This is a genomic window from Labilibaculum euxinicum (assembly GCF_009795715.1).
In the GTDB taxonomy this organism is placed as follows: domain Bacteria; phylum Bacteroidota; class Bacteroidia; order Bacteroidales; family Marinifilaceae; genus Labilibaculum; species Labilibaculum euxinus.
Window position 1 is genome coordinate 113,147 of the sequence record NZ_WTCR01000005.1, and the last position, 24,173, is coordinate 137,319.

Sequence of the window (24,173 nt, forward strand, 5' to 3'; positions counted from 1 at the left end):
TATTAATCATTAAACTTGAAATTATAATGCACTAATTATTTCCTTTAAGGCAAAACAGTTAATTATTTTATTTCCAATTCATAATCTTTTGTGATTACAAAATCAGCCAGTTGTTTATGACCAGCGATTATTTTGTGCTCGGTAATTAAAACCTGCTCAATAAAAGGATCACCAACCTCCTTACCACGGTTTCTTTTCTGTCTGTGCTCCAAAGTATCAATTCTATTTCGGGCAATAAAAACCTTAGTATCCACATTTTTCAATAAACTGGTATAGGTTCCTTCTGCAATCACAACCTGAATTCCTTCCAGGTTAATTACTTCATTTTCTACACTATTCTGGTTGTAATCAATTAAAGGTTTTACAATCTCATTTTTGCCATCAACTGCATCCTTTAAATTCTGATCCATTAAATCCATTTTAACCTCAACGTGAGGTCCTAACCATTCAGGATCTTCCCTTCTTTTTGCATCATTTGATTTTGGAGGAAGAACAAAATAATCATCCTGTCCAAGCAATACCGATTTTATTCCTTCCTTCTCCAACTCATCGGCAATAGCCTTTCCTGTTTCTGATTTTCCACTTCCCGATTCACCAGATACGGTAATTGTATATCGTTTGCCCTTATTTTTAATTTTCTCTACCAAACTGGGAGCAATTTTTCCTGCAACCTTAACATGGTGTTCTTCCACTACAATAATATCACCCTTCATGATTTTATATTTTAGTTGTTCATTGATTCTTTAAGACATACTTTGAGTGTTTCGGAGGAGATCTTTACCTCCCCCGATTCTCTGCTTTTCAATATTAATATGCTAAAAAGTATATGTAATACTTAAAGTTGAAGCCCGGCCTGTAATAGGTCTTGCTCGCATGTAATTCGTAGTATTTTCAACAAAAGAATCCCCTTCCATTTCAGTAAATCCAATCGTATTAAACAAGTTGTTTATATTTGCACGAATAGATAAACCTTTGGTAATGTTCTGACTGGCATAAGCATTCACATAAGCATATCCTGGCAACACAATACCATTATCATCCTGAGCATATACCTTTGTTGTACCTATCAAACTAAAACCGATAGACGTTTTGCCTTTGTTGAAATCGTATGAAGGTGTAATGTTGTACAATAAATCAGGTACTCTTCGAGGAGTATTTCCTTTTTCATCAGCGTTTAAACTTTTGTCAATTTCGGCATGTGTGTAAGTTGCTCCAAAAGCCACATTGAAATTTGATTTTTGATAAATCCCTTCGAATTCAGCACCATAGGTTGTGAATTCCTTGTTAATAATTTTACCAAACTCTTCATTCTGTTCCGAGATATCAGTATAAAAACCTGTAACAATTACAGCCAGTGATGGAGATTTGTATTTGTATCCCAATTCGAATTGCTTAATTTCATCAGCATCCAGTCCGTCAACAGTTCCTCCTTCAGGAGTGATAAACGGAGAATACAACAAGCGGTCGGCATTAGCTCTGCCACCTTTACTGTAGCGTGTATAAACAGCCTGATCGTCATTGATCTTATAATTAGCACCTAAAGAATAAGAAACATAGTTGTAATCGTAATCAACAGGCATTGGATTTGCATTATCCAAAACAGTTACACTTTCTTCAACCGGAGTTATGCTTCCGTTATTATCAACATCAACAGGAGCTTGATAATTTGACAAATAATGACCTGTTACATCACCCATATCGTAACGAACACTACCTTCAATATTTAATTGATCAGTAACTTCAATTCCAACATTTGCATAAACAGCATCAATATCATAAGTCATATCGTAACCACGGGTACAGCAATTTCCCCAGAAAGGAACACCATGTGCTATCAAACCATTACTACTATAGTAAGAATTGTCAGCACTTGCAATATTCATTAATCTCGGTCCGTCAGAACTAATATCAGTAAGGAAAGTCTGCCACAACCAAGTCATTCCAATTTTTTGCTGTGCTTTATAATAACCAGCAGTAAAATCAACATTATCAAATGATTTCGATAAATAAAAATCATTTGTGAAATTGCCAAGGTCGTTCATATCAACGTCGAAAAGAATCGTTCTCATCAATAATCCATTATTATTTAGATTACCGATTTGTGAATCATTTAAAGCAACACCTGCATTCGCACCATTTGCATAGCTTAAACTATATCCTGCACCGGCAATACTTTCAGCTATATCGTTTGCATTTCCAATTTGAGCAGGAAACGGAGCCACAAATGAACCGTGATTGTTCGCATAACGAAATTTTTCTTTCAACTGCCATCCCTCACCAATATCGAAGGAAAATTCACCACCTACAACTTTCGAAACGGGATGCATTCCATCACCAATGTTACTGGTTCTGCTGTTTCCATTCGCATCCACACTTAATACGTGCATGAAATTTGGACTTTGAAGAGAACTGCCGGTAATACTATAACCAGGAATCGACTTATATTTAGGATCACCTTTTGTTCCGGTCACTTTTACCGGCATAGGCATGTACGCAATTGATTTATCATCCAAAACTTTAAAATACAACCGAACATATCCTTTTTCAAATTCTTTGGTAATATTCGCTTTTATCTGACCTCCGCTATTACCTGTATATCCAGGATTTCGAGGACCTTCTCCTTCGCGGAAAAATCCACCAACATGAAAGCGGAATCCATTTCCAATAGGAGCTCCATACTCAAAATCAGTTCTGTGTGATTTGTAATCAAGTCCCATGGTCATTCCAATACTTCCACCTTCAACCGCACCATTCTTACTAATAAAGTTAATGATACCAGCAGGCGAATTACTTGCGAAAGTTGATGCACTACCTCCTTTAATGGCTTCGATACGACCAATAGTTCTGTCTGATCTTAGAAAAATATCAGCATTACCAAAAGAGATATCTCCAAACTGCATTACCGGCAAACCATCTTCATGAATTTGTAGAAACTTTGAACCTCCTGAAGCAATTGGAATACCACGAACAGCGATATTCGCATTTCCTTCACCTCCCGAAGACTCTGATCGGATACCAGGAATTGCTTTAAATAGTTCAGCCGTAGTTGCCGCTCCAAAAACTTCAACAAATTTTGGTTTTAGTGTTGTTAACGCAACACTCGATTCAATGTTCGATTTTTGATTCACAACACCGGTTACAGTAACCTGATCCAAACCGATTAAATCTGCAGACAAATCAAAATCAAGAGTAATTTCCTGATCTGCAATAATAGTAACTTCTTTCTCTACTTTCGAGTACCCAATAAAAGATGCTACAATAGTATAGGTACCTGCTTCAATATTTTCCAACTGATAAGTCCCGTCAATATTTGAAATAGTACCATTTGTTGTTCCTTTAACAACTACAGATGCTCCAATTAAGGGTTCTTCATAAAGCTTATCTGTAACGTTCCCTTTTAAAATCCCTGTTTGCGCATTAATCAATCCAATAAAAAGGAAAAGATTAGCAAACGTCAAAAGAATCTTTCGTTTCATAAATTCATTTTATTAATCTATTACGAGTGAAACATCTGGGATGTAAGGAATTTTTTGTTCAAATTTACACCCAAAGGTATTTCAAAGAAATAGTAGTTAGTTGATTCGTTTTTTTTTCGCAATCGTTATCTTAGCTAAGATTATACTAACAAATATATGTAATCCTGAAATAATAGTCAACATGCAAATACTTTAAAAACAGAGTGTTAAAACTGCAACCGGTCGTGCAACCGGTTGCAGTTGATAACTTTTACTAAAATATTTCAAACGATTTCGGAAAATAATCTTGAAAACATATTATTCATGACTAATAAAGCCATTACAATAATTGACATTGCAAAAATCTTAGGCGTTTCAAAATCTACAGTCAGCAGAGCTCTTAAAGATCACCCCGACATTAGTAATGCTACAAAAGAGGCCGTACAAATGATGGCCAAACAGCTTAAATACAAACCTAATGCGGTTGCTATGTCCTTACGGCATAAAAAAAGCAAAGTGATTGGTTTAATTGTACCTACCCTTTCTCCGTTTTTTTTCCCCTCTGTTATTCACGGAATTGAAAATGAAGTTAATAAGAGAGGTTATAATTTAATGATTCTGCAATCCAACGAATCATACGAAAGAGAAGTACTTAATGTAGATATCCTGCAAAGCAATAATGTGGAAGGAATTTTAGTCTCCATTTCCCGAAAAACCGAAAACTTAAGCCATTTCACGGCTCTAATTGAGGATAACACTCCTATTGTTTTTTTCGATCGAATTCCAAAATCCATTCAAGCAGACATGGTTTTAGTTGATGATATTTCAGGTGCATTCAATGCCGTTGAACATTTGATTTCGATAGGAAAAAGAAAAATTGCAATATGTCTGGGGAATCCAAATCTACTAATTAGCAGCAACCGACTTAGTGGATACAAGAAAGCATTAAAGAAACATAGTATAGAAATTAATGAGGAATTCATTATAACAGGACAGTCATCGGAGGAAGCTGAAAAAGAGACAAAAAAACTTTTAGAATTAACAAATCCCCCTGATGCAATCCTGGCAATTAGCGATCTCACAATGTCTGGAATTATGAAAGCGTTGTATGCAGCTAAAATTAAAATCCCTGAAGACATTGCTGTTATTGGTTTTTGTGAAGATACATTCAGTCAAATGTATAACCCTCCGGTTTCAACAATTGATCCAATGGGAATAGAAATTGGTAAAATTGCAGCCGAAAGACTTTTTCAAAGAATTCACGAAAACAACATATTGGAACCCAAAACAATTAACCTGTCAAGTAGATTAATTATTAGAGATTCAACAAAAGTATAACATCCAAACACAAATAAATACTTAAAAGTTTGTTTGTCCACAATGTGTTATATTTTTTGTCAATTCTCAGAAATTAGAAGATAATCTTTTGGAATGTAATGGATTAAGATTATCAATCGTGAAACGAATTGTTCAAAAACCAGACGGCTGGGTAACTGTTGAAAGCACTCTTAACCAAGGAAGTATATTTAGTTTTTACCTGCCACACCCAAAGAATAATTTGGGTTAAAAATTTATTGAGCTGATTGCTGATAACAATAGAATCAGCAACCAACAAAATAACTGTAATTACACTTTCTTTAAAATCCCTCTTGCAATAACAACTCCATTAACCGAGGCCTGCATAAGGCCACGGGTAATTCCAGCTCCATCACCACCTAAATAAAGATTTTCAACCGAAGTAGACTGAAAACCATTATCCACTTTAGTGATATTGCTGTAAAATTTTACTTCAACGCCATACAATAATGTTTCATCTGAGGCTAAACCTGGTGTCACTTTATCCAGAGCCAAAATCATTTCCTCGATATCTTTCAATATTCTATGAGGCAAAACCAAACTCAAATCTCCGGGTACAGCATCTTTCAAAGTTGGTATAATGTTATTTCGATACAAACGACTCGACGTTGTTCTCCGCCCCCTTATTAAGTCTCCAAATCGCTGCACCATTATTTGATTATTCGTGAGCATATTTGCCAAACGAGCAATGTGCTTGCCATACTCAATAGGAGCTTTAAAAGGTTCTGTAAATTTCTGCGATACTAATAAAGCGAAATTAGTATTATCACTCTTTAAATCTTTAAAACTATGTCCGTTCACCACAGCCAGGTTATCATCGTAATATTCCGACGATACAAAACCACCTGGATTTGAACAAAAAGTGCGCACCTTGTCATCAAAAGTATGCGTATAATGAATCAATTTTGCCTCGTAAAAATTGTCATTAATATCCTTCATCACCTCATTCCGGCACTCCAATCGAACACCTATGTCTACCACTCCAACTTCGGTAGAAATGCTTTCCTTACTGCACTCCTTCATTAACCAATCTGCGCCATCTCTTCCCACCGATACCATTACTATATCGGCAAAGTAACTCCCCTTTCCATTTTTAACTCCTTTGATTTTATCTTCCTCTAAAATCAGATTTTCAACAGCGCAGTTAAAATGTACTGCAACACCTCTATTAATAAGGTAATCGTATAATTTCCGGTACAATTCCTGAGCTTTTTCAGTGCCCAAATGCCGAACAGGACAATGCACCAACTTCAAATTTGCCTCAATAGCCTTTTTTCTGATCTTCTGCATTTCAAGGCTTAGCGATTCCCCATGAATATCAGATGCTGCTCCAAAATCTAAATACACCTCATCGGTATATTTAATTAATTTGATTGTTTCCTCTAAACCCAAATAATCAGGCAAAGTACCTCCAACCTCCGGCGACAGTGAAAGTTTTCCATCAGAAAATGCCCCTGCTCCAGCCCAACCGGTAGTAATACTGCACGGCTTACAATGCACACACTTTCCTCCATTGGTATGTTTTGGACACTTCCGTTTATCCATTCCTCTCCCTTTTTCAAGGATTAAAATATTTAAATCATCTCTGTTCTTTACTAATTCATAAGCACAAAAGATACCGGCAGGTCCGGCTCCGACAATAATCACATCGTATTTCTTCATACGTTTTATTTAAATTTCTTTAGATTAATGCGGCTTGCCTAATTTTTGTTTTTTCAAAAGGCAAACTTTTAAAAATAGGCATTCTTTTCATTCAAATCACATCAAACTCTCTATAATGAATATAAATATTAAGCAACTCTTAACAAACTACGCCTAAACAAAAAAAGGCCGGAATGATTATTCATCCCGACCTGTTACAACTATGCTGTAATTTCTATTGTCTATTCTTAAACTCTTTTTTTCCGTTTTCAAGAAATTCAACAAATGCATCTGCATTTAAATCATAAGCTCTTGGTTCAACCAAAGTCTCCTCCGCTTTATCCAAAAGCACATAATAAGGTTGTGCATTTACTCCAAATCGTGTAATTTGAAAATCGGCATATTTCTTACCTAAGGTCTTTTTCACTTTTCCATCGTAAGTTGAAGTAATCCAATCAGATTCCGGCAATGCCTGCTTGTCATCAACATACAAGGCAATAATCACATAATCTTCTCTTAATATTTTCTGCACCCGCGGATCCGACCAAACATTGGCTTCCATCTCACGACAATTTACACATCCGTGCCCCGTAAAATCAATAAAAATAGGTTTGTTCTGCTCTTTTGCACAAGCTAATCCTTGTTCAAAATCGAAATATCCTTTTAAACCATGTGGCAAATGCAGATACTCAGCATACTTAGGTGCTTCACAAATCTCCATAGCAGCAGATACACTGTTAGCCCCGGATTGATCGCGAACAATTGCAGAAATATCGAAGTCCTGAGTTGTTTGCGGTGGTAAATAACCGGAAATCGCTTTTAAAGGAGCTCCAAACATTCCGGGAATCATATAAACAACAAATGAAAACGAGGCAATTGCCAGCATTAAACGTGGAACAGATACAAATTTAATATCACTATCGTGGCTAAACTTCAATTTACCCAGTAAATAGAATCCCATCAATGTGAAAATTACAATCCAAATACCCAAATAAATTTCACGATCCAACAATCCCCAATGATAAGTCTGATCTGCAATACTCAAAAATTTCAATCCCAATGCAAGCTCTAAAAATCCTAAGATAACTTTTACTGAATTAAGCCAACCACCCGACTTTGGCAGATTATTCAACCACGACGGGAATATAGCAAACAGCGTAAATGGTAAGGCAAAAGCAAGAGAGAAACCGAACATTCCTACAATTGGTTCCAAAACCTCCCCTCCTGCCGATTGAACCAAAATTGATCCAACAATAGGCCCGGTACACGAAAATGAAACCAATACCAATGTAAATGCCATAAAAAATGAACCTGCTATACCACCTTTATCTTCATTTGCTACCGACTTATTTACAATCCAACTTGGCATCGTGATCTCAAACATTCCAAAAAATGAAAACGCAAAGAACAAGAATATTATGAAGAACAGGATGTTCGGAATCCAATGAGTACTTAGCCAGTTGGCAAAACTTGGTCCTAAAGTTACCGCTACAATGGTTCCTATAATAGTGTAAATACCAATGATTGAAACTCCATAAACAACGGCATTAAAAATTGCTTTTCGTCTGTTTTCTGAACTGTGCATAAAGAAAGAAACCGTCATGGGTATCATTGGAAACACACATGGTGTAAGAAGAGCTATTAATCCAAAAGAAAATGAAATAAAGAACAAAGACCACAATGAAGTATACTCCTTTCGAGGATTCTTCATCGGATTTATTTTCTCTTTCACTTTAGGAGTTGACTCAACTGCTGAAGAAGTTTTACCGGCATTCAGTTTGAATTCAAAATCGGGTGTAAACATCACGCACTCGCCTTCGCGGCAAGTTTGATATTCCATTTCCCCATTTACTGAAAATGCTGATTCGGACAGTAATTTTATTTTTTGCTTTAGAATTGCCTCACCAACAAAATACTGAATATCCATTTCAAAAATATCATCGTACTCTGATTTTGGCTTGGTGATCTCTTCCAAATCTCCAATTAATTCATAATTATCCGATTCTGCAAAAGTTGCACTGAACCGAATTGGACCACCATCCGGGAAATGTTGGGAATAAAGATGCCATTCGTTGGCTATTTTGGCTGTAAAAACCAAGTTAACTTCGTTGTTGCTAACTTTTTCTGTTGAAAAATCCCAGGATACCGTTTCTCGAATTTGTGCTTGAACGGAGATGAGGCTGTTAAGGAAAACTCCAAGGAATAAAATAAGAAGTTTTTGTTTCATGTGCTATAATTTAAATGCTTTAACGCATAAAATTAATATTATAAAGCACCTTAACAAAGCCTTTAACAAAATGATAACAAAGTTTCGAAAACCCTCAAATCAGGAATTTTGAAAACTTAATTACAACATCTCAATTTCCTGATTGTTTTTATCGAAGAATTTATAAACCAACATATCGTAAGAAGGAATTTCACGAACAGAAAGCTTTATTCCAAATTCAGATTGCCATTTTCTACGCAATGTATTCCAAATTCCTTTGTTGATGTATGCTGCAACAAAAGGATGTACTTTTAATGTAAACTTCTTGTCATTTTGCTCATCAACCAGTCGCTTAAGACTCTGTTCTATCTGATCGGTAAGCAGAACTGCAGGAGTTATTTTCCCTGATCCTAAACAAGTTGGACACACTTCTTGAATTTCAACATTCATTTCAGGACGAACACGTTGGCGGGTAATCTGCATTAAACCAAATTTACTCAATGGTAAAATGTTGTGTTTCGTATGGTCAAGCCCCATTATTTCTTTCATTTTCTCGAAAACTTTCTGTCGGTTTTCGGCAGAATGCATATCAATAAAATCAACGACAATAATTCCTCCCATATCGCGCAGGCGAAGTTGGCGGGCAATCTCCTCAGCTGCAGCTAAATTTACTTCTACTGCGTTTGACTCCTGATCGTTTCCTGCTTTGGAACGATTTCCACTATTTACATCAACAACATGAAAAGCTTCTGTATGCTCAATAATTAAATAAGCACCATTTTTGAAGGAAACAGTTTTCCCAAAAGAAGATTTAATTTGTTTATCGATACCAAGTTGATCGAAAATTGGCACATCACCAGTAATATGCTTTACAATTTTAGATTTCTCGGGAGCAATGCTTTCAATGTAGTTTTTAATATCTTTTGCTGCGTTGGCATCATTAATATAGATATTCTCGAACGAAGAATTCAGAATATCACGCAAAATAGCCGATGTTCTATCCATTTCCCCCAACACTAATTTAGGTGGATTCACATCTCTAATATGCTCAAAACCAGACTCCCATTTCTCTACAAGAGATCTTAATTCCTGATCAAGAACAGCTACTCTTTTCCCCTCAGCAACCGTACGAACAATTACACCATAATTCTTAGGCTTGATACTTTGAAGGAGTTTTTTCAGTCGGAGTTTCTCCTCGGCAGAGCTAATCTTTTGAGAAATGGAAACTTTATCTGAGAAAGGCATTAATACCAGATTTCTTCCGGCAATAGAAATTTCAGAACACAATCTAGGGCCTTTTGTCGAAATTGGTTCTTTTGCAACCTGAACAAGTATATGCTGACCCGACTTTAAAATCTCAGATATTTTTCCATTTTTGTCGATATCCGCCTCTAATTTCATTTTAGAGATGGAAAGGTTACGACCATTTCGTGCTAAAGCCTGTTGCAGGAACTTACTTAGAGATCTAAATTGATGACCTAAATCCAAATAGTGTAAAAAAGCATCCTTCTCATATCCTACATCAATAAATGCAGCATTAAGACCCGGCATTATCTTTTTCACTTTTCCCAGATAAATATCACCTACAGCAAACTGAAGATTACTTTTCTCTCTGGTTAACTCAATCAGTTGCTTATTGCTCAGTAAAGCAATTACAATTTCATTAGGGGTTACATCAATTACAAGCTCGTTACTCACTACTTTTTTTCTTATTTTTAATAAAGATAATCAGTTCTTACAAATAGATAAACCTAAAGTACTAAAAAGTTCTTTAGGTTTATTTATTTTGTTACTACAAACAATCAATTCAAAAGAATCTATTTCTTCTTCTTATGACGGTTTTTTCTTAATCTTTTCTTACGCTTGTGCGTAGCCATTTTATGTCTCTTTCTTTTTTTTCCGCTTGGCATATCTTCAATATTTTTAATTAATTACAATCTAAGACTACTTTACGTTAGTTTTAACTTTACTAACGAATGTTTTAGCTGGTTTAAAAGCTGGTATAAAGTGCTCAGCAATAATAATTGTTGTGTTTTTAGAAATGTTTCTTGCAGTTTTCTCTGCTCTTTTCTTAACGATAAAACTCCCAAAACCTCTTAAATACACATTTTTGCCTTTTACCAAAGAACCTTTGATAGTATCCATGAAAGCTTCAACAGTTTTTTGTACTGTAATTTTCTCAATTCCTGTGTTTTTAGAAATCTCGTTAACAATATCTGCTTTAGTCATCTCTTAAAAAATCTTTAATTATCAATTATTTACATCATCATTTTCTCAAATCAGAATGCAAATATATATGATTTCTAGCTATTAATGAAATCGAAAACAATTATTTTTACCCAAATTTGAAAAAAAATAAATCAGGACAAATATTTTCAAGATGCTTAGTAACCAAATCATAAGCTGGTATTTGCAAAACAAACGCGACTTACCATGGCGGGAAACAAAAGATCCGTATCAAATATGGATATCAGAAATCATGCTTCAACAGACCAGAGTAGCCTCAGCTATTGATTATTTTAATCGCTTTTTGGAACAATTTCCAACAATTTCCGATTTAGCTAAGGCAGAGGAGCAGGAAGTATTAAAACTATGGCAGGGATTGGGCTATTATTCCCGGGCCCGAAATTTACATACTGCTGCAAAAACTATTCAATTAGAATATAATGGTGTTTTTCCAGACTCTTACAAAGAGATTCTTAAATTAAAAGGTATTGGCACGTATACTGCTGCGGCGATTGCTTCATTTGCCTTCAATCTGCCACATGCCGCAGTTGAAGGAAACGTTTATAGGGTTTTGTCAAGACTATATGGCATTAACAAAGCAATTGACAGTACCGAAGGGAAAAAATACTTTCAAGCAATAGCAAGCCAAACAATGGGAAATGCCATACCTGAGATCTACAATCAGGCAATTATTGAATTTGGAGCTCTTCAATGCATTCCCCGCAATCCTAAATGTGATATTTGTCCACTCCTCGCAAATTGCTTTGCCCGCAATAATGCACAAGTTGATCAATTCCCCGTTAAATCGAAACAAATTAAGACTAAAAATCGATATTTTTACTATTTGTTTCTATCTTGTAAAAGTCGGTTTTTAATCGAAAAAAGAAAGAAAAAAGACATTTGGGAGAACTTGTTCCAATATCCTTTGATTGAATACGATAAACCTATTTCAACGAATGAATTGTTACAAACTTCTGAATGGAAAGAGTTATTTGGAAACAATGAATTAGTGATTCATTCGGTATCCGAAAATGTGATTCATAAATTAAGCCATCAAAACCTGCACACAAAATTCATTCACATCGAAATGGATATCGATAAAATGAAATATGGATATATAATTATTAATCATTCCGACATATCGGAATACCCGTTCCCGAAACTAATTGAAGATCATTTAAATATAATGAATAAAAATAACCCATAATAACATTATGATCTTATAATAAGTTTGTATCTTTAAACTATTGTTAAATTAAAAAAATCAAAATATGTCAGTAAACAAAGTAATTCTTGTTGGAAATGTTGGTAAAGATCCGGAAGTGAAATATCTTGACAATGGTGTAGCCGTTTGTAACTTTTCACTTGCAACCAGCGAAACGTACAACAATAAAAGTGGCGAAAAAGTGACCCAAACAGAATGGCACAATATTGTATTGTGGCGTAAACTGGCTGAAATTGCAGAAACTTACGTTAAAAAAGGAATGCAGATTTACGTTGAAGGACAACTTAGAACACGTAACTGGGAAGACAAAGACGGTGTAAAAAGATATACTACTGAAATTTTTGGAACCACTATGCAAATGTTAGGCCGTAAAGCAGAAAACAGCTCTGAACCACAAGGAAGTCCTGAAGTCGCGCAACAAACTACTTCTGACTCATCTGACGCAGAAGAAACGGATGATCTTCCATTTTAGGCATCCTATTTAAAACTAATTTCATACAAAATTGGAAACTGAAGAATTTACTAAACTTTTTTTAAGCAATATTGATATTGCTTTTTATTCTATAAATATAAGTACCGTTATAAGTTTGCTTATAATGGTACTTCTTTTGTTTTGTTCTGCGGTGATTTCAGGATCAGAAGTGGCTTTATTTTCACTTTCTCCACAAAACATTAATGATTTGGAAGCCGAGGATAATCCAAAAAACAAAAAGCTTTTAAAATTATTAAGCCAACCTGAAAGATTACTGGCGACGATCCTAATTGGCAATAATTTTGTAAACATTGGAATTGTAATCTTATCCAGCTTTATCACTAATTCTCTGGTCGATTTTTCAAATGCTCCAACGCTGGGCTTTGTGGTTCAGGTAGTGATCATTACATTCTTACTTTTACTTTTTGGTGAAATAATCCCCAAAGTATATGCGGCACAAACCTCTTTGAACTTTTCAAAATTTGTTGCTTATCCGTTATTCTTTTTAGAAAAAGCATTTCAACCTCTTTCTATCGTACTTATTAAATCAACATCTATCGTCAACAATCGTATTTCTAAAAAACAGAACATCTCGATGGTAGATCTTTCTCAGGCATTGGAATTAACTGCCGATGAAATATCTGAAGAAATGGAAATTTTGGAAGGAATTGTAAACTTTGGCAATATTAATGTTGAAGAAATAATGATATCCCGAATGGATGCAGTAGCCGTAGACGTTAGAACGAGCTTTAGTAAATTAAAATCAGTAATTATTGAATCAGGTTTTTCACGAATTCCTGTTTTTGATAAGAGCTTTGACAATGTAAAAGGAATATTGTATGTGAAAGATTTGCTTCCTCATCATCATAAACCAAATACATTTCGTTGGCAATCTATTATCCGCCCACCCTACTATGTGCCACAGACAAAAAAAATAAATGATTTACTGGAAGAATTTCAAACTCAGAAAAACCATATGGCGGTTGTTGTTGATGAGTATGGAGGTACTTCAGGAATCATTACCATGGAAGATATTATTGAAGAAATAGTTGGGGATATTACCGATGAGTCGGATGACAGTAAAGCTACTTTTACCAAGGAAGAGGATGGTTCCTACTTATTTGAAGGAAAAACATCGCTAAACGATTTCTTTAAAATTGTAGATATTGAATCGGATATTTTCGATAAGGTAAAAGGTGATGCTGAAACTTTAGCTGGCTTACTTCTTGAAATAAAAGGTGAGATTCCACAGAAAAAAGAAGAATTCAAATACAAACACTATCGCTTTATTGTGGAAGCTGTTGATAACCGCCGAATCAAAAAAATTCGTTTTATACTACCAAAACTCCCGGCGAAAAAGTAATTTCGTGTCATTAAACAAACAAATGTTCTTAACCAACATTTGCATCTACATCTGCAACTTATGAAATTGTATCGAATTCTTTCACCCTTTCTTTTTATTCTTGTCGTTTTGGTCCCTATTTCGTGTAAAAAGAAATATACTCCCAAACCAAAAGCATATTTCCGAATTGATTTTCCATCAAAGGAATATCAGAATTGGGATTCAGATTTTCCATACAGTTTCGATCTTTTATCAATGGCTAAAATTGAAGAGGATCCAAGTAAAGGAGCTGAAAAATATTGGATCAACATTCAATATCCCGAATACCATGCAACCATTCACCTTAGTTATAAAAATGTTGATAACAATCTGGAAGAATATCTTGAAGATTCTAGGAAAATGGCATACAAACACTCCATTATGGCAGATGCTATTGCCGAGCAAATCTATATTAATGATAAAGAAAAGGTATATGGTATGATCTATAGGATTAAGGGCAATGCTGCATCATCGGTTCAGTTTGTTGCAACAGATAGTACAAATCATTTTTTAAGAGGTGCTTTGTATTTTCGGGAACATCCTAATCAAGATTCTTTGGCGCCGGTTATCCAATTCATCGACAAAGACATTGTTCGCCTGATGGAAAGTCTAAAGTGGAAATAAGCTAATATTGTAATTCATGCCAATTTGCAATCAAATACAAATTAATAATTTCTGCAGACTAATTGTTTGGAAAACCACTGAATCTTTAGAAGAACTGCTGCAGATTGTAAACTTAACACCTGGCGAAACAGAAAAACTGAACTCGTTCGGGAGCCAATCCCGTAAAATTGAATTTGCAGCAACACGCTGCCTGCTGCAATTGAGCTTAGGGGAAAATATTCAGATTGAAAATGATGAGCACGGCAAGCCTCATCTTATCAACTCAGACTTGAATATTAGTATTTCTCATACGAAATCATACGTTGGAATTCTAATTGGAGACAAGCATTCTGTTGCATTGGATATGGAATATTTATCGGATCGGGTAAATAGAATTGCCAGCCGGTTCCTTTCTGAAGCCGAATTAGATAATATTGAAGAAGAAAATAAGATCTTACATCTTTATCAGCATTGGTGTGCCAAGGAGTGTTTAATTAAAATGTATGGGAAAAAAGATGTTCATTTAATTGATGAATTAAAGATTGACCCTTTTTCTCCGGGCGACTCTACTTTCTCAGGTAAGGTTTGCAGAGCCGATTTTTCCGAAACCTACACATTTCAATATCTGCAGTTCGATAACCATTTACTGGTTTATTCCATAAAAAAAGCCAATAGTTATTGAATCGTCAATTGCTACTGGCTTAATATCCATTAAGAAAAATTTTAATTCACCAGCTCTTCAATCGGATTTCCATCACATCCGGAAGGAATCGAAATATTTAAGAAACTTGAAACGGTAGGAACAATATCCTCAATATAAACTGATCGTGAAATTACCGACCGCTTAATTTTCCATCCGTACCAAAATAAAGGAACCTGATTGGTATATGAATATTGCGCTATTTCATCACGTTCATCTTTTATTTTATGCATCCATCCTTGCTCCAAAGTAAGCATTACATCTCCCGAACGTTTTTGATTGAAAGAGCGTTGCACTTTTTGCAATATTCCATGTGTATAATTCGATTTCACCAAACTATTCGCAGTAGTAGTAGTTGCCACTCCTGTAAACTGAATTAAAAATTCTGCAGCCTTTGTTTGCAGGTCAATAATTGACAGTTTCGAATCTTCAATCAGCTGATGATTCAAATAAACCTGTTGCGAATCGTAGCCTAAAACCCATTCTCCATTTCCATATAATATATTGAAATACGATTTTAATAAAGCAATTGCATTGTAAGTACTAAAGTAGCCGTTCGGAATATTTTGTTCTGAAAGATTCTCAGGCGTATAATTAGCAGATTGATCGGCAGTTACAAACACCAATACATTCTCCAGTCCAATCTGCTCATCTAAAAACGAAAGGAAATGTTCCAATTCCTGATCTAATCTGATAAAATTATCAATCATTTCGGGAGCAAAAGGAGACAAGTCTCTATGTTTCTCGTCCAAACAGGAAAAGGTAACAGATAAAAAATCAGCATCGTCATCCTTACCCAAATTCTCGTTAATAATAGCAGATATTGCAAAATCCTTTACCAACATGTTCCCAAAAGGTGTCTTTTTAATCGCCTTGTATCCGTGCTCTCTCTTCTCCTTATTCAAATCGTAGAAAAACTGATTATTCAAACCAACTTTCCCAAGTAATTTATCAGACACACTCGGTGCATTTCCATCATTAAAAGGTGTCCAAACACGATTTAGATAAAAATCAGCAAACTTTTTCTCATTAAATTCCTTTACCCAATTGTATAAGGTGTCCTGATAATACGATGATGTTATAAATTTCCCTGAAAGATCATCCATCCAATAAGCTCCGTCAGCAGCATGACCGGCAGAAAACAAAGCTGATTCACAGTTTAAAGCCACACCAACCACTCTCGAACGAGAGTTGAACAACTTAATTTCGTCTCCTAATGTTGATGCCAGCATCTTTTTTGGCGAAATCCCCTTCTCTTCGGATTCTATTCCCACAAGTTTGGTTTCTGAATCTTCTTTCGCCAATTCAAGTTCTCCCGATAACCGATTGTACCATCCGTTAGAAATAATTCCATGAAAAGCTGGCGGTGTACCTGTAAATATGGAGGCATGATCGGGTCCTGTTTGAGAATACAAATAACTAAATTTAGCGTTTTTGCAATAGGTTCCCTGATTCATTAATCGTTTGAATCCTCCATCTCCAAGCAAATTTGAATAACGAAAAAAATAATCGGCACGTAAATGATCTACAACAATACCTACAACAAGCTTTGGTTTTTCTGATGGGATTTTTCGTGTATTTTGTGCAATTGAAAATTGAATTGTAAATACTAGTAATGCAAACAATAGGGTGCCGAATCTCTTACTCATTATAATTCTCGTTGTGGTTATTAACTATTCGCCACAAATATAATGGATTCGAATTAATTAAACAGGAATAGATTTTGATATTACAGGATCTTTAACATTTGGAAATTCAAATATCAAAACAATTATTTTTTCTGAGGCTGATATCTGATTACGTCAACTTGTTCCATCGTAATCATTCCTCCTCCACCCGATTTTTCAATTAGCAATTCAAGAATGTGAAGGTAGCCATTCACCTTTTCTTCAGAATCAACCAATTCTATAATGATTGGCAAATCATCTGACAAAGTAAATATTTTTGAAGAATGAACTCGTGAATTTGCGCCATAAGACATGATTCCCCGGTGAACTGTTGCTCCTGCCAAACCATATCTTTTTGCACCGTAAACAATTGCCTCATAAAGAGGTCTTTGATAAACCCGATCGGCTTCTCCAACAAATACGCGAAGTAACTTGGCCTTGCCTTTCAGTTTCATATCAATTTACGTTTAGAATAATTTATGAATTTGTGTGCCAAAGTAAACTGCAAGTAATCCCAGAAATACACTTCCGGCCACATATACTGAAAGATACAAAAATCCACTGTCTTTTAAAAGATTAAGATTATCGAATGCAAAAGATGAAAAAGTCGTAAAACCTCCGCAAAACCCTACAGCCAGAAACATCCGCATTTCCGGACTCACCAAATTATCCCGTTCTGCCATGGAATATATTACTCCTATTATAAAGCTGCCTACAATATTTACCGTCATGGTTCCTATTGGAAAAATAGTGTCAAAATAACGATGAAGACCTTGTCCTATCAAAAATCGAGAGACACTTCCTAAAAACCCTCCTATTCCTACCAACAAAACTGTACGAAACATGCGATAATAAAATTATATAATGAATAATTAGTAATTAGTAATTAGTAATGGGCAATTCAAAATCATTCCCGATGACAAAGATACTAATCTTGATTTAGATAAATAATGCAAAAAAAATGACCGTTCAAATTGAACAGCCATTCATGTATCATTAGAAAATTCAATTATACGTTGAATCGGAAGTGCATAATATCACCATCCTGAACTACATATTCTTTTCCTTCCACATTCATTTTACCAGCTTCCTTACAAGCTGCTTCTGACCCTAAAGTTGAAAAATCTTCGAACTTAATTACCTCAGCACGAATAAATCCTTTTTCAAAATCGGTATGAATAACACCAGCTGCCTGAGGTGCTTTCGCTCCTTTAGGATAGGTCCATGATCTTACCTCTTTTACACCTGCTGTGAAATAAGTTTCAAGATTAAGCAATCTAAATGCTGCTTTAATTAATTTATTAACGCCTGGTTCCTTTAGACCTAAATCTTCCAAAAACATTTGTTTCTCTTCGTAAGTTTCCAGTTCTGCAATATCAGCTTCGATACCGGCACCAACAACAATTACCTCTGCATTTTCATCTTTAACCGCTTCCCGAACCGCATCAACATGAACATTGCCATTCACTACAGATGCTTCATCAACATTACAAACGTATAAAATAGGTTTTGTAGTTAGTAAGTGAAGATCCCCTGATACTTTCTCATCAGCCTCGCTCAATTCAACCACACGGCCAGACTTTCCTTGTTCTAAAGCGTCCTTATATCTTCCCAATACCTCAGTTAAACGAACCGCATCAGGATTTTTTCCAATTTTCGCCAATTTAGCCGCCTTTTGCAATCTTGCCTCAACAGTTTCCAAATCCTTCAACTGCAATTCAATATCAATGGTCTCTTTATCCCGGATAGGATTCACAGAACCATCAACATGAACAATATTGTCATCTTCGAAACATCGTAAAACATGTATAATCGCATTCGTCTCACGTATGTTTGAAAGAAATTTATTTCCTAAACCTTCTCCTTTACTTGCTCCTTTTACCAAACCGGCAATATCAACAATTTCCATTACCGAAGGCTGAACTCTTTGCGGATTTACCAATTCAGTTAATCTGATTAAACGTTCATCGGGTATAGTAATTACACCAACATTAGGTTCAATGGTACAAAAAGGAAAATTTGCCGATTGTGCTTTTGCATTCGACAAACAATTAAATAAGGTGGATTTTCCAACATTTGGTAATCCTACAATTCCACACTGTAAAGCCATGGCTATTTATATATTATATGATTTGCTACTATTCAATTTTAAAAAATCTGTGCAAAAGTACATTTTAATTTTCGTTGTGCCAATTTTATACTTTTATCTCCTAAATAAATGTTAAAGGATGAAAATCAGTAAATAGGCTATCTATATTTTCATTAGCTTTAAGCATAGGTCGTTTTACTATGTATAAAAAACTGGCAATCTTTATTTTTTTAACATTGGTTTCTCTTGGGTTGGTGCAGGCTCAGGAACCAGCATTCGGTAGATATGGAAGTATTGACCGTCATGTAAGAAAAACACCCGACAGCTTATCCCAAAATATTGTTTTATTGCACGATTATTTAACAGCTCCCGCAAAAAGTGATGAGGACAAAATCCGGGCTTTTTACCTATGGATTATCTCTAATATAGAATATAAAGATCAGGTAGAATTACTATTCGACCCGAACCTGTTGTTTTATATGGGGTCAAACAATTGCTCTTCTCCGGTTTGTGTTTTACAGAAAAGGAAAGCGGTTTGCGAAGGGTTTTCTAAGTTATTTGAATTTTTCTGCACTTATTCCGGATTTGAATCCTATAGCATTGGAGGATACATCACTAAAAATGGAGCCCTGCAAGATCGTGCTACTCATTCGTGGAATGTTGTTAAAATAAATAATGAATGGCGTTTTTTTGATTTAAGTTGGGCCAATGCAATACTCTATCATTCTGGAATTAAGAGCAAAACAAACGAGTATTTTATGGTTTCTCCTGAAGAATTTATCCTAAGCCATTTACCTATTATTCCAATGTGGCAATTTTTAGAAACTCCAATTAGCTTACAAATATTCAATTCGGGAGAAGAATCAATAAAAAACTATCTAAAAACTGCCCCAGCCAATTACAACTATACCGACACCTTATCAAATTTTAAACTGTTGTCTGACGCAAAGAAAAGATTGAAAACTGCTCAGGAAATATACAGAACAAATCCAAACAATAAATTCAATCTTGCTATCGAATATTATCGATACGCCCGAAATATGATAAGTTTCGATGGTGAAATAGATACTCTAAATTATTTTAGATTGATAAAAGCCAAAGGGAAAATGCAATTAGCAATTGATTTGTTTACATCCTCTTCTGATATCTCCTCACAAATTATGCTGTTGCAAATTAAAGATGAACTATCGAAAGTTGACAGGCTTATAAATACCGCAAGCCCGAATATTAAACATCTCAAATAAGCAAATCTTAACCTTTGCATCAAATTTCAATATGCGCCAAAATTTTGTATGGGAAACAATTGACAATTAACCATAATACACCTATCATTAATTAAATTTAAAATTACAGGAACTATCGATTTTAATTCTTTAACACATTCCCTATCTTTACTTACTAATCAAAATAACTCCCTGACTCTTGAAATCAAATCTTAAATACTTCTCAATCTTTTTACTACTGCTATTGTGTTCAAAACTAAATATAGCTCAAGGGGCTCTTGAAAAAGTTGAAAAAACAAGAATATTATTCATTTTCGATGCTTCTCAAAGCATGAATGGATACTGGGAGGAATCAAAAAAAATAAATATAGCCCGTAAATTTTTGATTCAGATGATTGACAGCCTGGAATATCAAGACAATGTTGAGATGGCTTTAAGAGTATACGGTCATCAAAGCGTTGTTCCTCCACAGGATTGTAATGATACCAAACTGGAAGTGCCTTTTAAACCGGGTAATGCAGGAGAAATAAGACAAACCCTACGGTATATTGATCCTAAAGGAACAACACCAATTGCCCATTCTTTAGAATTGGCCGCCAGCGACTTCCCGGAAGTAAATTCCGATATCAGAAATGTAATTATTCTTATTACAGACGGTGTTGAAGCCTGCGATGGTGATCCTTGTGCTGTATCGTTAGAATTACAAAAAAAAGGAATCTTCTTAAAACCATTTATTATTGGAATTGGTCTAGATGTTGATTTTAAAAGCAGTTTTGAATGCATTGGGAATTTTCTTGAAGTAAAAAAAGAAGAACGCTTCGGAGGAACATTGGAGTATGTTATCTCGCAGGTTTTGAACAAAACTTCGGCACAAATAAATTTAATTGATGCCAATGGTTCCCCTACAGAAACTGATGTTCCAATGACATTTTACAATTCTGTTTCTGATAAAGTAAGATATCAGTTTATTCATACCATGAATGCAAAAGGAAATCCTGATACATTATTTTTAGATCCGCTGCTTACTTATAATATTACAATTCATACCATACCCGAATTGCATCGCGACAGCATTAGACTGATTGCCGGCAAGCACACAACCATTGGATTTGATGCTCCTCAGGGAATGCTGAAAATTGAATGCCCGAGAACAACCATGTACAAAGATTTACAAATTCTTATCCGAAAAAACACAGAAATTATTAACATCCAAACCCCCAATGAGGTAACTAAATACCTGACCGGCAAATACAATTTGGAAGTTTTAAGCCTTCCACGGATTTTAATTCCTGATGTTGAAATCAATCAAAGCAAAACTACTTCAATCACAATTCCACAACCTGGGTTAGTTACTATTTTTAAACCAACTACCGGCCCGTGCAGCATGTTTGTTCAAAAAGGAAATAAATTAGAATGGATTTACAACATCCCCGAAAAATCATTACGGGAAACTTTGACTCTTCAACCAGGTATATATCATATCATATTCCGTAACAAAAACGCCTATCTGTCGCAAAGCTCCAAAAAAGCAAGTTTTGTTATAACATCCGGCAAATCAATACCTGTACGCTTGTAATCATATTGATTTACAATATTCTAATATTGCAAAAACCTCAATTTAAAAGCTTTTATTAAGTGTTTACATGATGCTAAAAGGCATTTTTGTTTATCTTTGCATGCATTAATAAAACCTTACCAAGTTTTTATCATCTAAAATCTCATTTTCAAAAATGGATCTAAAAGAAATGAAAAACCAAGTGGATCTGACAGCAACTGACATGGCTGCGAATAATGTTCGTATCCTATCTGCTGCAATGGTAGAGAAAGCTAAATCTGGACATCCGGGTGGCGCTATGGGCGGAGCCGATTTTATCAACGTTCTTTATTCTGAATTTTTAAATTTTGACCCAACAGATATGAACTGGATTAATCGCGATCGATTTTTCCTTGACCCAGGTCACATGTCTCCTATGTTGTATTCCATTCTTTCCTTAATCGGAAATTATACAATGGAAGAACTTGCAAATTTCAGACAATGGGGAAGCCCAACTCCCGGTCATCCTGAAGTTGAAGTTGCAAGAGGTGTTGAAAACACTTCCGGTCCTTTAGGACAAGGTCATACTATGGCTGTTGGAGCTGCAATTGCAGAGCGTTTTCTAGCAGCCCGTTTCGGTGACTGGATGTCACACAAAATTTACACTTTCATTTCTGATGGTGGAATTCAAGAAGAAATTGCTCAGGGAGCTGGTCGAATTGCAGGTACTTTAGGATTAAGCAATTTAATCATGTTCTATGATTCCAATAACATCCAACTTTCAACTAAAGTTGAAGAAGTTACAGTTGAAGATACTGCTAAAAAGTACGAAGCATGGAACTGGAATGTTATTACGATTAAAGGAAACGATGCAGCAGCAATTCGTGAAGCTTTATTAGCCGCTAACAACGAAAGTGAAAGACCAACTCTTATCATCGGAAAAACCCTAATGGGTAAAGGTGCTGTTGATACTGATGGCTGCAGCTTCGAAAATATGGTTTCTACTCACGGACAACCACTAGGTGCTGCTGGTGCCTCAATCGAAAAAACAATTGAAAACTTAGGTGGAAACCCAGAAAATCCATTCCAGATTTTCCCTGAAGTTCAAGAATATTACGCCGAAGTTCTAAAGAAAAAACAAGCATATGCTTCTGCAAAAAAAGCTGAACAAGCTAAATGGGCAAAAGCAAATCCTGAATTGGCTGCTAAACTGGAGAGGTTCTTTAGCTACGAAGCTATGGAACTTGATTACGAAGCAATTGTTCAGAAATCAGGTGATGCAACTCGTTCAGCTTCATCTGTAGTTTTGGCTGAACTGGCTAAAAATGTTGAAAACATGATTGTGTCATCGGCTGATTTAAGTAACTCTGATAAAACTGATGGTTTCTTGAAAAACACCAAAGCTCTTGCTAAAGGTGATTTTTCCGGAGCATTCCTTCAGGCAGGTGTTGCCGAATTAACTATGGCTTCTATCTGTAATGGTATTGCTCTTCACGGTGGTGTTATTGCTGCTTGTGGAACTTTCTTTGTATTCTCTGATTACATGAAACCTGCAGTTCGTTTAGCGGCTTTAATGCAGGTTCCGGTAAAATATATCTGGACTCACGATGCATTCCGCGTTGGAGAAGATGGACCAACTCATCAGCCAATTGAGCAGGAAGCTCAGATTCGTTTACTGGAGCAGTTGAAAAATCACTCCGGACAAATGAGTTTATTAGCTCTTCGTCCTGCTGATGCTGATGAAACCACCGTGGCTTGGAAAATGGCAATGGAGAACACAAAAACTCCTACTGCCTTAATTCTTTCCCGTCAAAACATTAAAGAACTTCCATCGAAAGAAAATCGTTACCAGGAAGCTCTTCAGGCTCAAAAAGGTGCTTACATTGTTGAGAAACCTGAAACAGCTCCTGATGTTGTTCTTTTAGCAAGTGGATCGGAAGTAGCAACTTTAGTTGAAGGTGCTAAGATCTTACGTGCTGAAAAAGGATTAAAGGTTCAAATTGTATCTGTTCCTTCAGAAGGATTATTCAGAACTCAATCTGCGGCATATCAAAACGAAGTAATTCCTGCCGGAATTCCCGTTCTTGGATTAACTGCAGGTTTACCTGTAACTCTTCTTGGATTGGTTGGCCCTCTTGGTAAATCAATTGGATTGGATCATTTTGGTTATTCAGCTCCGGCAAATATTTTAGATGAAAAATTTGGTTACACTGCAGAAAATGTTGTAAAAGAAGTATTAGCTCTGCTTCAAAAATAATATACAATGCAAATAAAAATTATCCGGGATCGTTTCGATTCCGGATTTTTTTTGATCCCAAATTAAACCTTTTACCAAGAAAATAGTCTTACCTAACGCATAACAAATGTGAAATAGCTATTTTTAAAATCCATTACC

Annotated in this window: 19 protein-coding genes; 9 read left to right on the top strand and 10 right to left on the bottom strand. The window is 35.4% G+C overall.

The window, feature by feature from the left end; genetic code table 11:
• Window positions 1-62 precede the first annotated feature (62 nt).
• Together GQR60_RS07870 and GQR60_RS07875 are read right to left on the bottom strand one after the other, a co-directional pair.
• Window positions 63-713: a uridine kinase family protein gene (locus tag GQR60_RS07870; protein WP_124992410.1), complete on the bottom strand. Its 651-nt coding sequence runs from the start codon at window positions 711-713 to the stop codon at window positions 63-65.
• A gap of 102 nt (window positions 714-815) precedes the next feature.
• Window positions 816-3,476, bottom strand: coding sequence for a TonB-dependent receptor (locus GQR60_RS07875; protein WP_124992411.1), 2,661 nt, complete (start codon window positions 3,474-3,476; stop codon window positions 816-818).
• A gap of 303 nt (window positions 3,477-3,779) precedes the next feature.
• On the opposite strand from GQR60_RS07875, the gene GQR60_RS07880 reads away from it, so the two are divergent.
• Window positions 3,780-4,793: a LacI family DNA-binding transcriptional regulator gene (locus GQR60_RS07880; RefSeq protein WP_124992412.1), complete on the top strand. Its 1,014-nt coding sequence runs from the start codon at window positions 3,780-3,782 to the stop codon at window positions 4,791-4,793.
• A gap of 288 nt (window positions 4,794-5,081) precedes the next feature.
• Here GQR60_RS07880 and GQR60_RS07885 read toward each other — a convergent pair whose 3' ends face one another.
• The 4 genes from GQR60_RS07885 to GQR60_RS07900 all read right to left on the bottom strand — a co-directional run bounded on the left by GQR60_RS07885 (window position 5,082) and on the right by GQR60_RS07900 (window position 10,887).
• The gene (locus tag GQR60_RS07885) at window positions 5,082-6,473 is read right to left on the bottom strand and encodes an NAD(P)/FAD-dependent oxidoreductase (protein ID WP_124992413.1); all 1,392 of its coding nucleotides are present in this window, start codon (window positions 6,471-6,473) and stop codon (window positions 5,082-5,084) included.
• 214 nt (window positions 6,474-6,687) lie between these two features.
• On the bottom strand, window positions 6,688-8,679 hold the full coding sequence (locus GQR60_RS07890; RefSeq protein ID WP_124992414.1) for a protein-disulfide reductase DsbD family protein: 1,992 nt from the start codon (window positions 8,677-8,679) through the stop codon (window positions 6,688-6,690).
• A gap of 120 nt (window positions 8,680-8,799) precedes the next feature.
• A complete protein-coding gene (locus GQR60_RS07895; protein WP_124992415.1) occupies window positions 8,800-10,356 on the bottom strand; it encodes an Rne/Rng family ribonuclease in 1,557 nt (518 codons plus the stop codon).
• Between the two features lie 246 nt (window positions 10,357-10,602).
• Window positions 10,603-10,887, bottom strand: coding sequence for an HU family DNA-binding protein (locus tag GQR60_RS07900; protein WP_101259605.1), 285 nt, complete (start codon window positions 10,885-10,887; stop codon window positions 10,603-10,605).
• Between the two features lie 151 nt (window positions 10,888-11,038).
• On the opposite strand from GQR60_RS07900, the gene mutY reads away from it, so the two are divergent.
• The 5 genes from mutY (at window position 11,039) to GQR60_RS07925 (ending at window position 15,247) form a co-directional block, all read left to right on the top strand.
• On the top strand, window positions 11,039-12,091 hold the full coding sequence (gene mutY / locus GQR60_RS07905; protein WP_124992416.1) for an A/G-specific adenine glycosylase: 1,053 nt from the start codon (window positions 11,039-11,041) through the stop codon (window positions 12,089-12,091).
• A gap of 64 nt (window positions 12,092-12,155) precedes the next feature.
• The gene (locus tag GQR60_RS07910; RefSeq protein ID WP_124992417.1) at window positions 12,156-12,581 is read left to right on the top strand and encodes a single-stranded DNA-binding protein; all 426 of its coding nucleotides are present in this window, start codon (window positions 12,156-12,158) and stop codon (window positions 12,579-12,581) included.
• Window positions 12,582-12,705: 124 nt separating this feature from the next.
• A complete protein-coding gene (gene gldE, locus GQR60_RS07915; protein ID WP_124992418.1) occupies window positions 12,706-13,944 on the top strand; it encodes a gliding motility-associated protein GldE in 1,239 nt (412 codons plus the stop codon).
• A 60-nt stretch (window positions 13,945-14,004) separates the two neighbouring features.
• The gene (gene gldD / locus GQR60_RS07920; protein WP_124992419.1) at window positions 14,005-14,586 is read left to right on the top strand and encodes a gliding motility lipoprotein GldD; all 582 of its coding nucleotides are present in this window, start codon (window positions 14,005-14,007) and stop codon (window positions 14,584-14,586) included.
• Window positions 14,587-14,602: 16 nt separating this feature from the next.
• Entirely contained in the window at window positions 14,603-15,247 is a 645-nt protein-coding gene (locus GQR60_RS07925; protein WP_124992420.1) for a 4'-phosphopantetheinyl transferase family protein, read from the top strand.
• A gap of 41 nt (window positions 15,248-15,288) precedes the next feature.
• Here GQR60_RS07925 and GQR60_RS07930 read toward each other — a convergent pair whose 3' ends face one another.
• The 4 genes from GQR60_RS07930 to ychF all read right to left on the bottom strand — a co-directional run bounded on the left by GQR60_RS07930 (window position 15,289) and on the right by ychF (window position 19,042).
• Window positions 15,289-16,914, bottom strand: coding sequence for an alkaline phosphatase family protein (locus GQR60_RS07930; protein ID WP_124992421.1), 1,626 nt, complete (start codon window positions 16,912-16,914; stop codon window positions 15,289-15,291).
• Window positions 16,915-17,036: 122 nt separating this feature from the next.
• Complete coding sequence (locus GQR60_RS07935) at window positions 17,037-17,387, bottom strand: DUF190 domain-containing protein (RefSeq protein WP_101308192.1); 351 nt, start codon at window positions 17,385-17,387, stop codon at window positions 17,037-17,039.
• 12 nt (window positions 17,388-17,399) lie between these two features.
• Window positions 17,400-17,777, bottom strand: coding sequence for a fluoride efflux transporter CrcB (gene crcB, locus GQR60_RS07940; RefSeq protein WP_124992422.1), 378 nt, complete (start codon window positions 17,775-17,777; stop codon window positions 17,400-17,402).
• 164 nt (window positions 17,778-17,941) lie between these two features.
• Entirely contained in the window at window positions 17,942-19,042 is a 1,101-nt protein-coding gene (gene ychF / locus GQR60_RS07945; protein WP_124992423.1) for a redox-regulated ATPase YchF, read from the bottom strand.
• A 179-nt stretch (window positions 19,043-19,221) separates the two neighbouring features.
• On the opposite strand from ychF, the gene GQR60_RS07950 reads away from it, so the two are divergent.
• From GQR60_RS07950 to GQR60_RS07960, 3 genes are all read left to right on the top strand, one after another.
• Window positions 19,222-20,265, top strand: coding sequence for a transglutaminase domain-containing protein (locus GQR60_RS07950; protein ID WP_124992424.1), 1,044 nt, complete (start codon window positions 19,222-19,224; stop codon window positions 20,263-20,265).
• Window positions 20,266-20,443: 178 nt separating this feature from the next.
• Complete coding sequence (locus GQR60_RS07955; protein ID WP_124992425.1) at window positions 20,444-21,820, top strand: vWA domain-containing protein; 1,377 nt, start codon at window positions 20,444-20,446, stop codon at window positions 21,818-21,820.
• A gap of 154 nt (window positions 21,821-21,974) precedes the next feature.
• Window positions 21,975-24,035, top strand: coding sequence for a transketolase family protein (locus tag GQR60_RS07960; RefSeq protein ID WP_225441372.1), 2,061 nt, complete (start codon window positions 21,975-21,977; stop codon window positions 24,033-24,035).
• The last annotated feature ends 138 nt before the right edge of the window (window positions 24,036-24,173 follow it).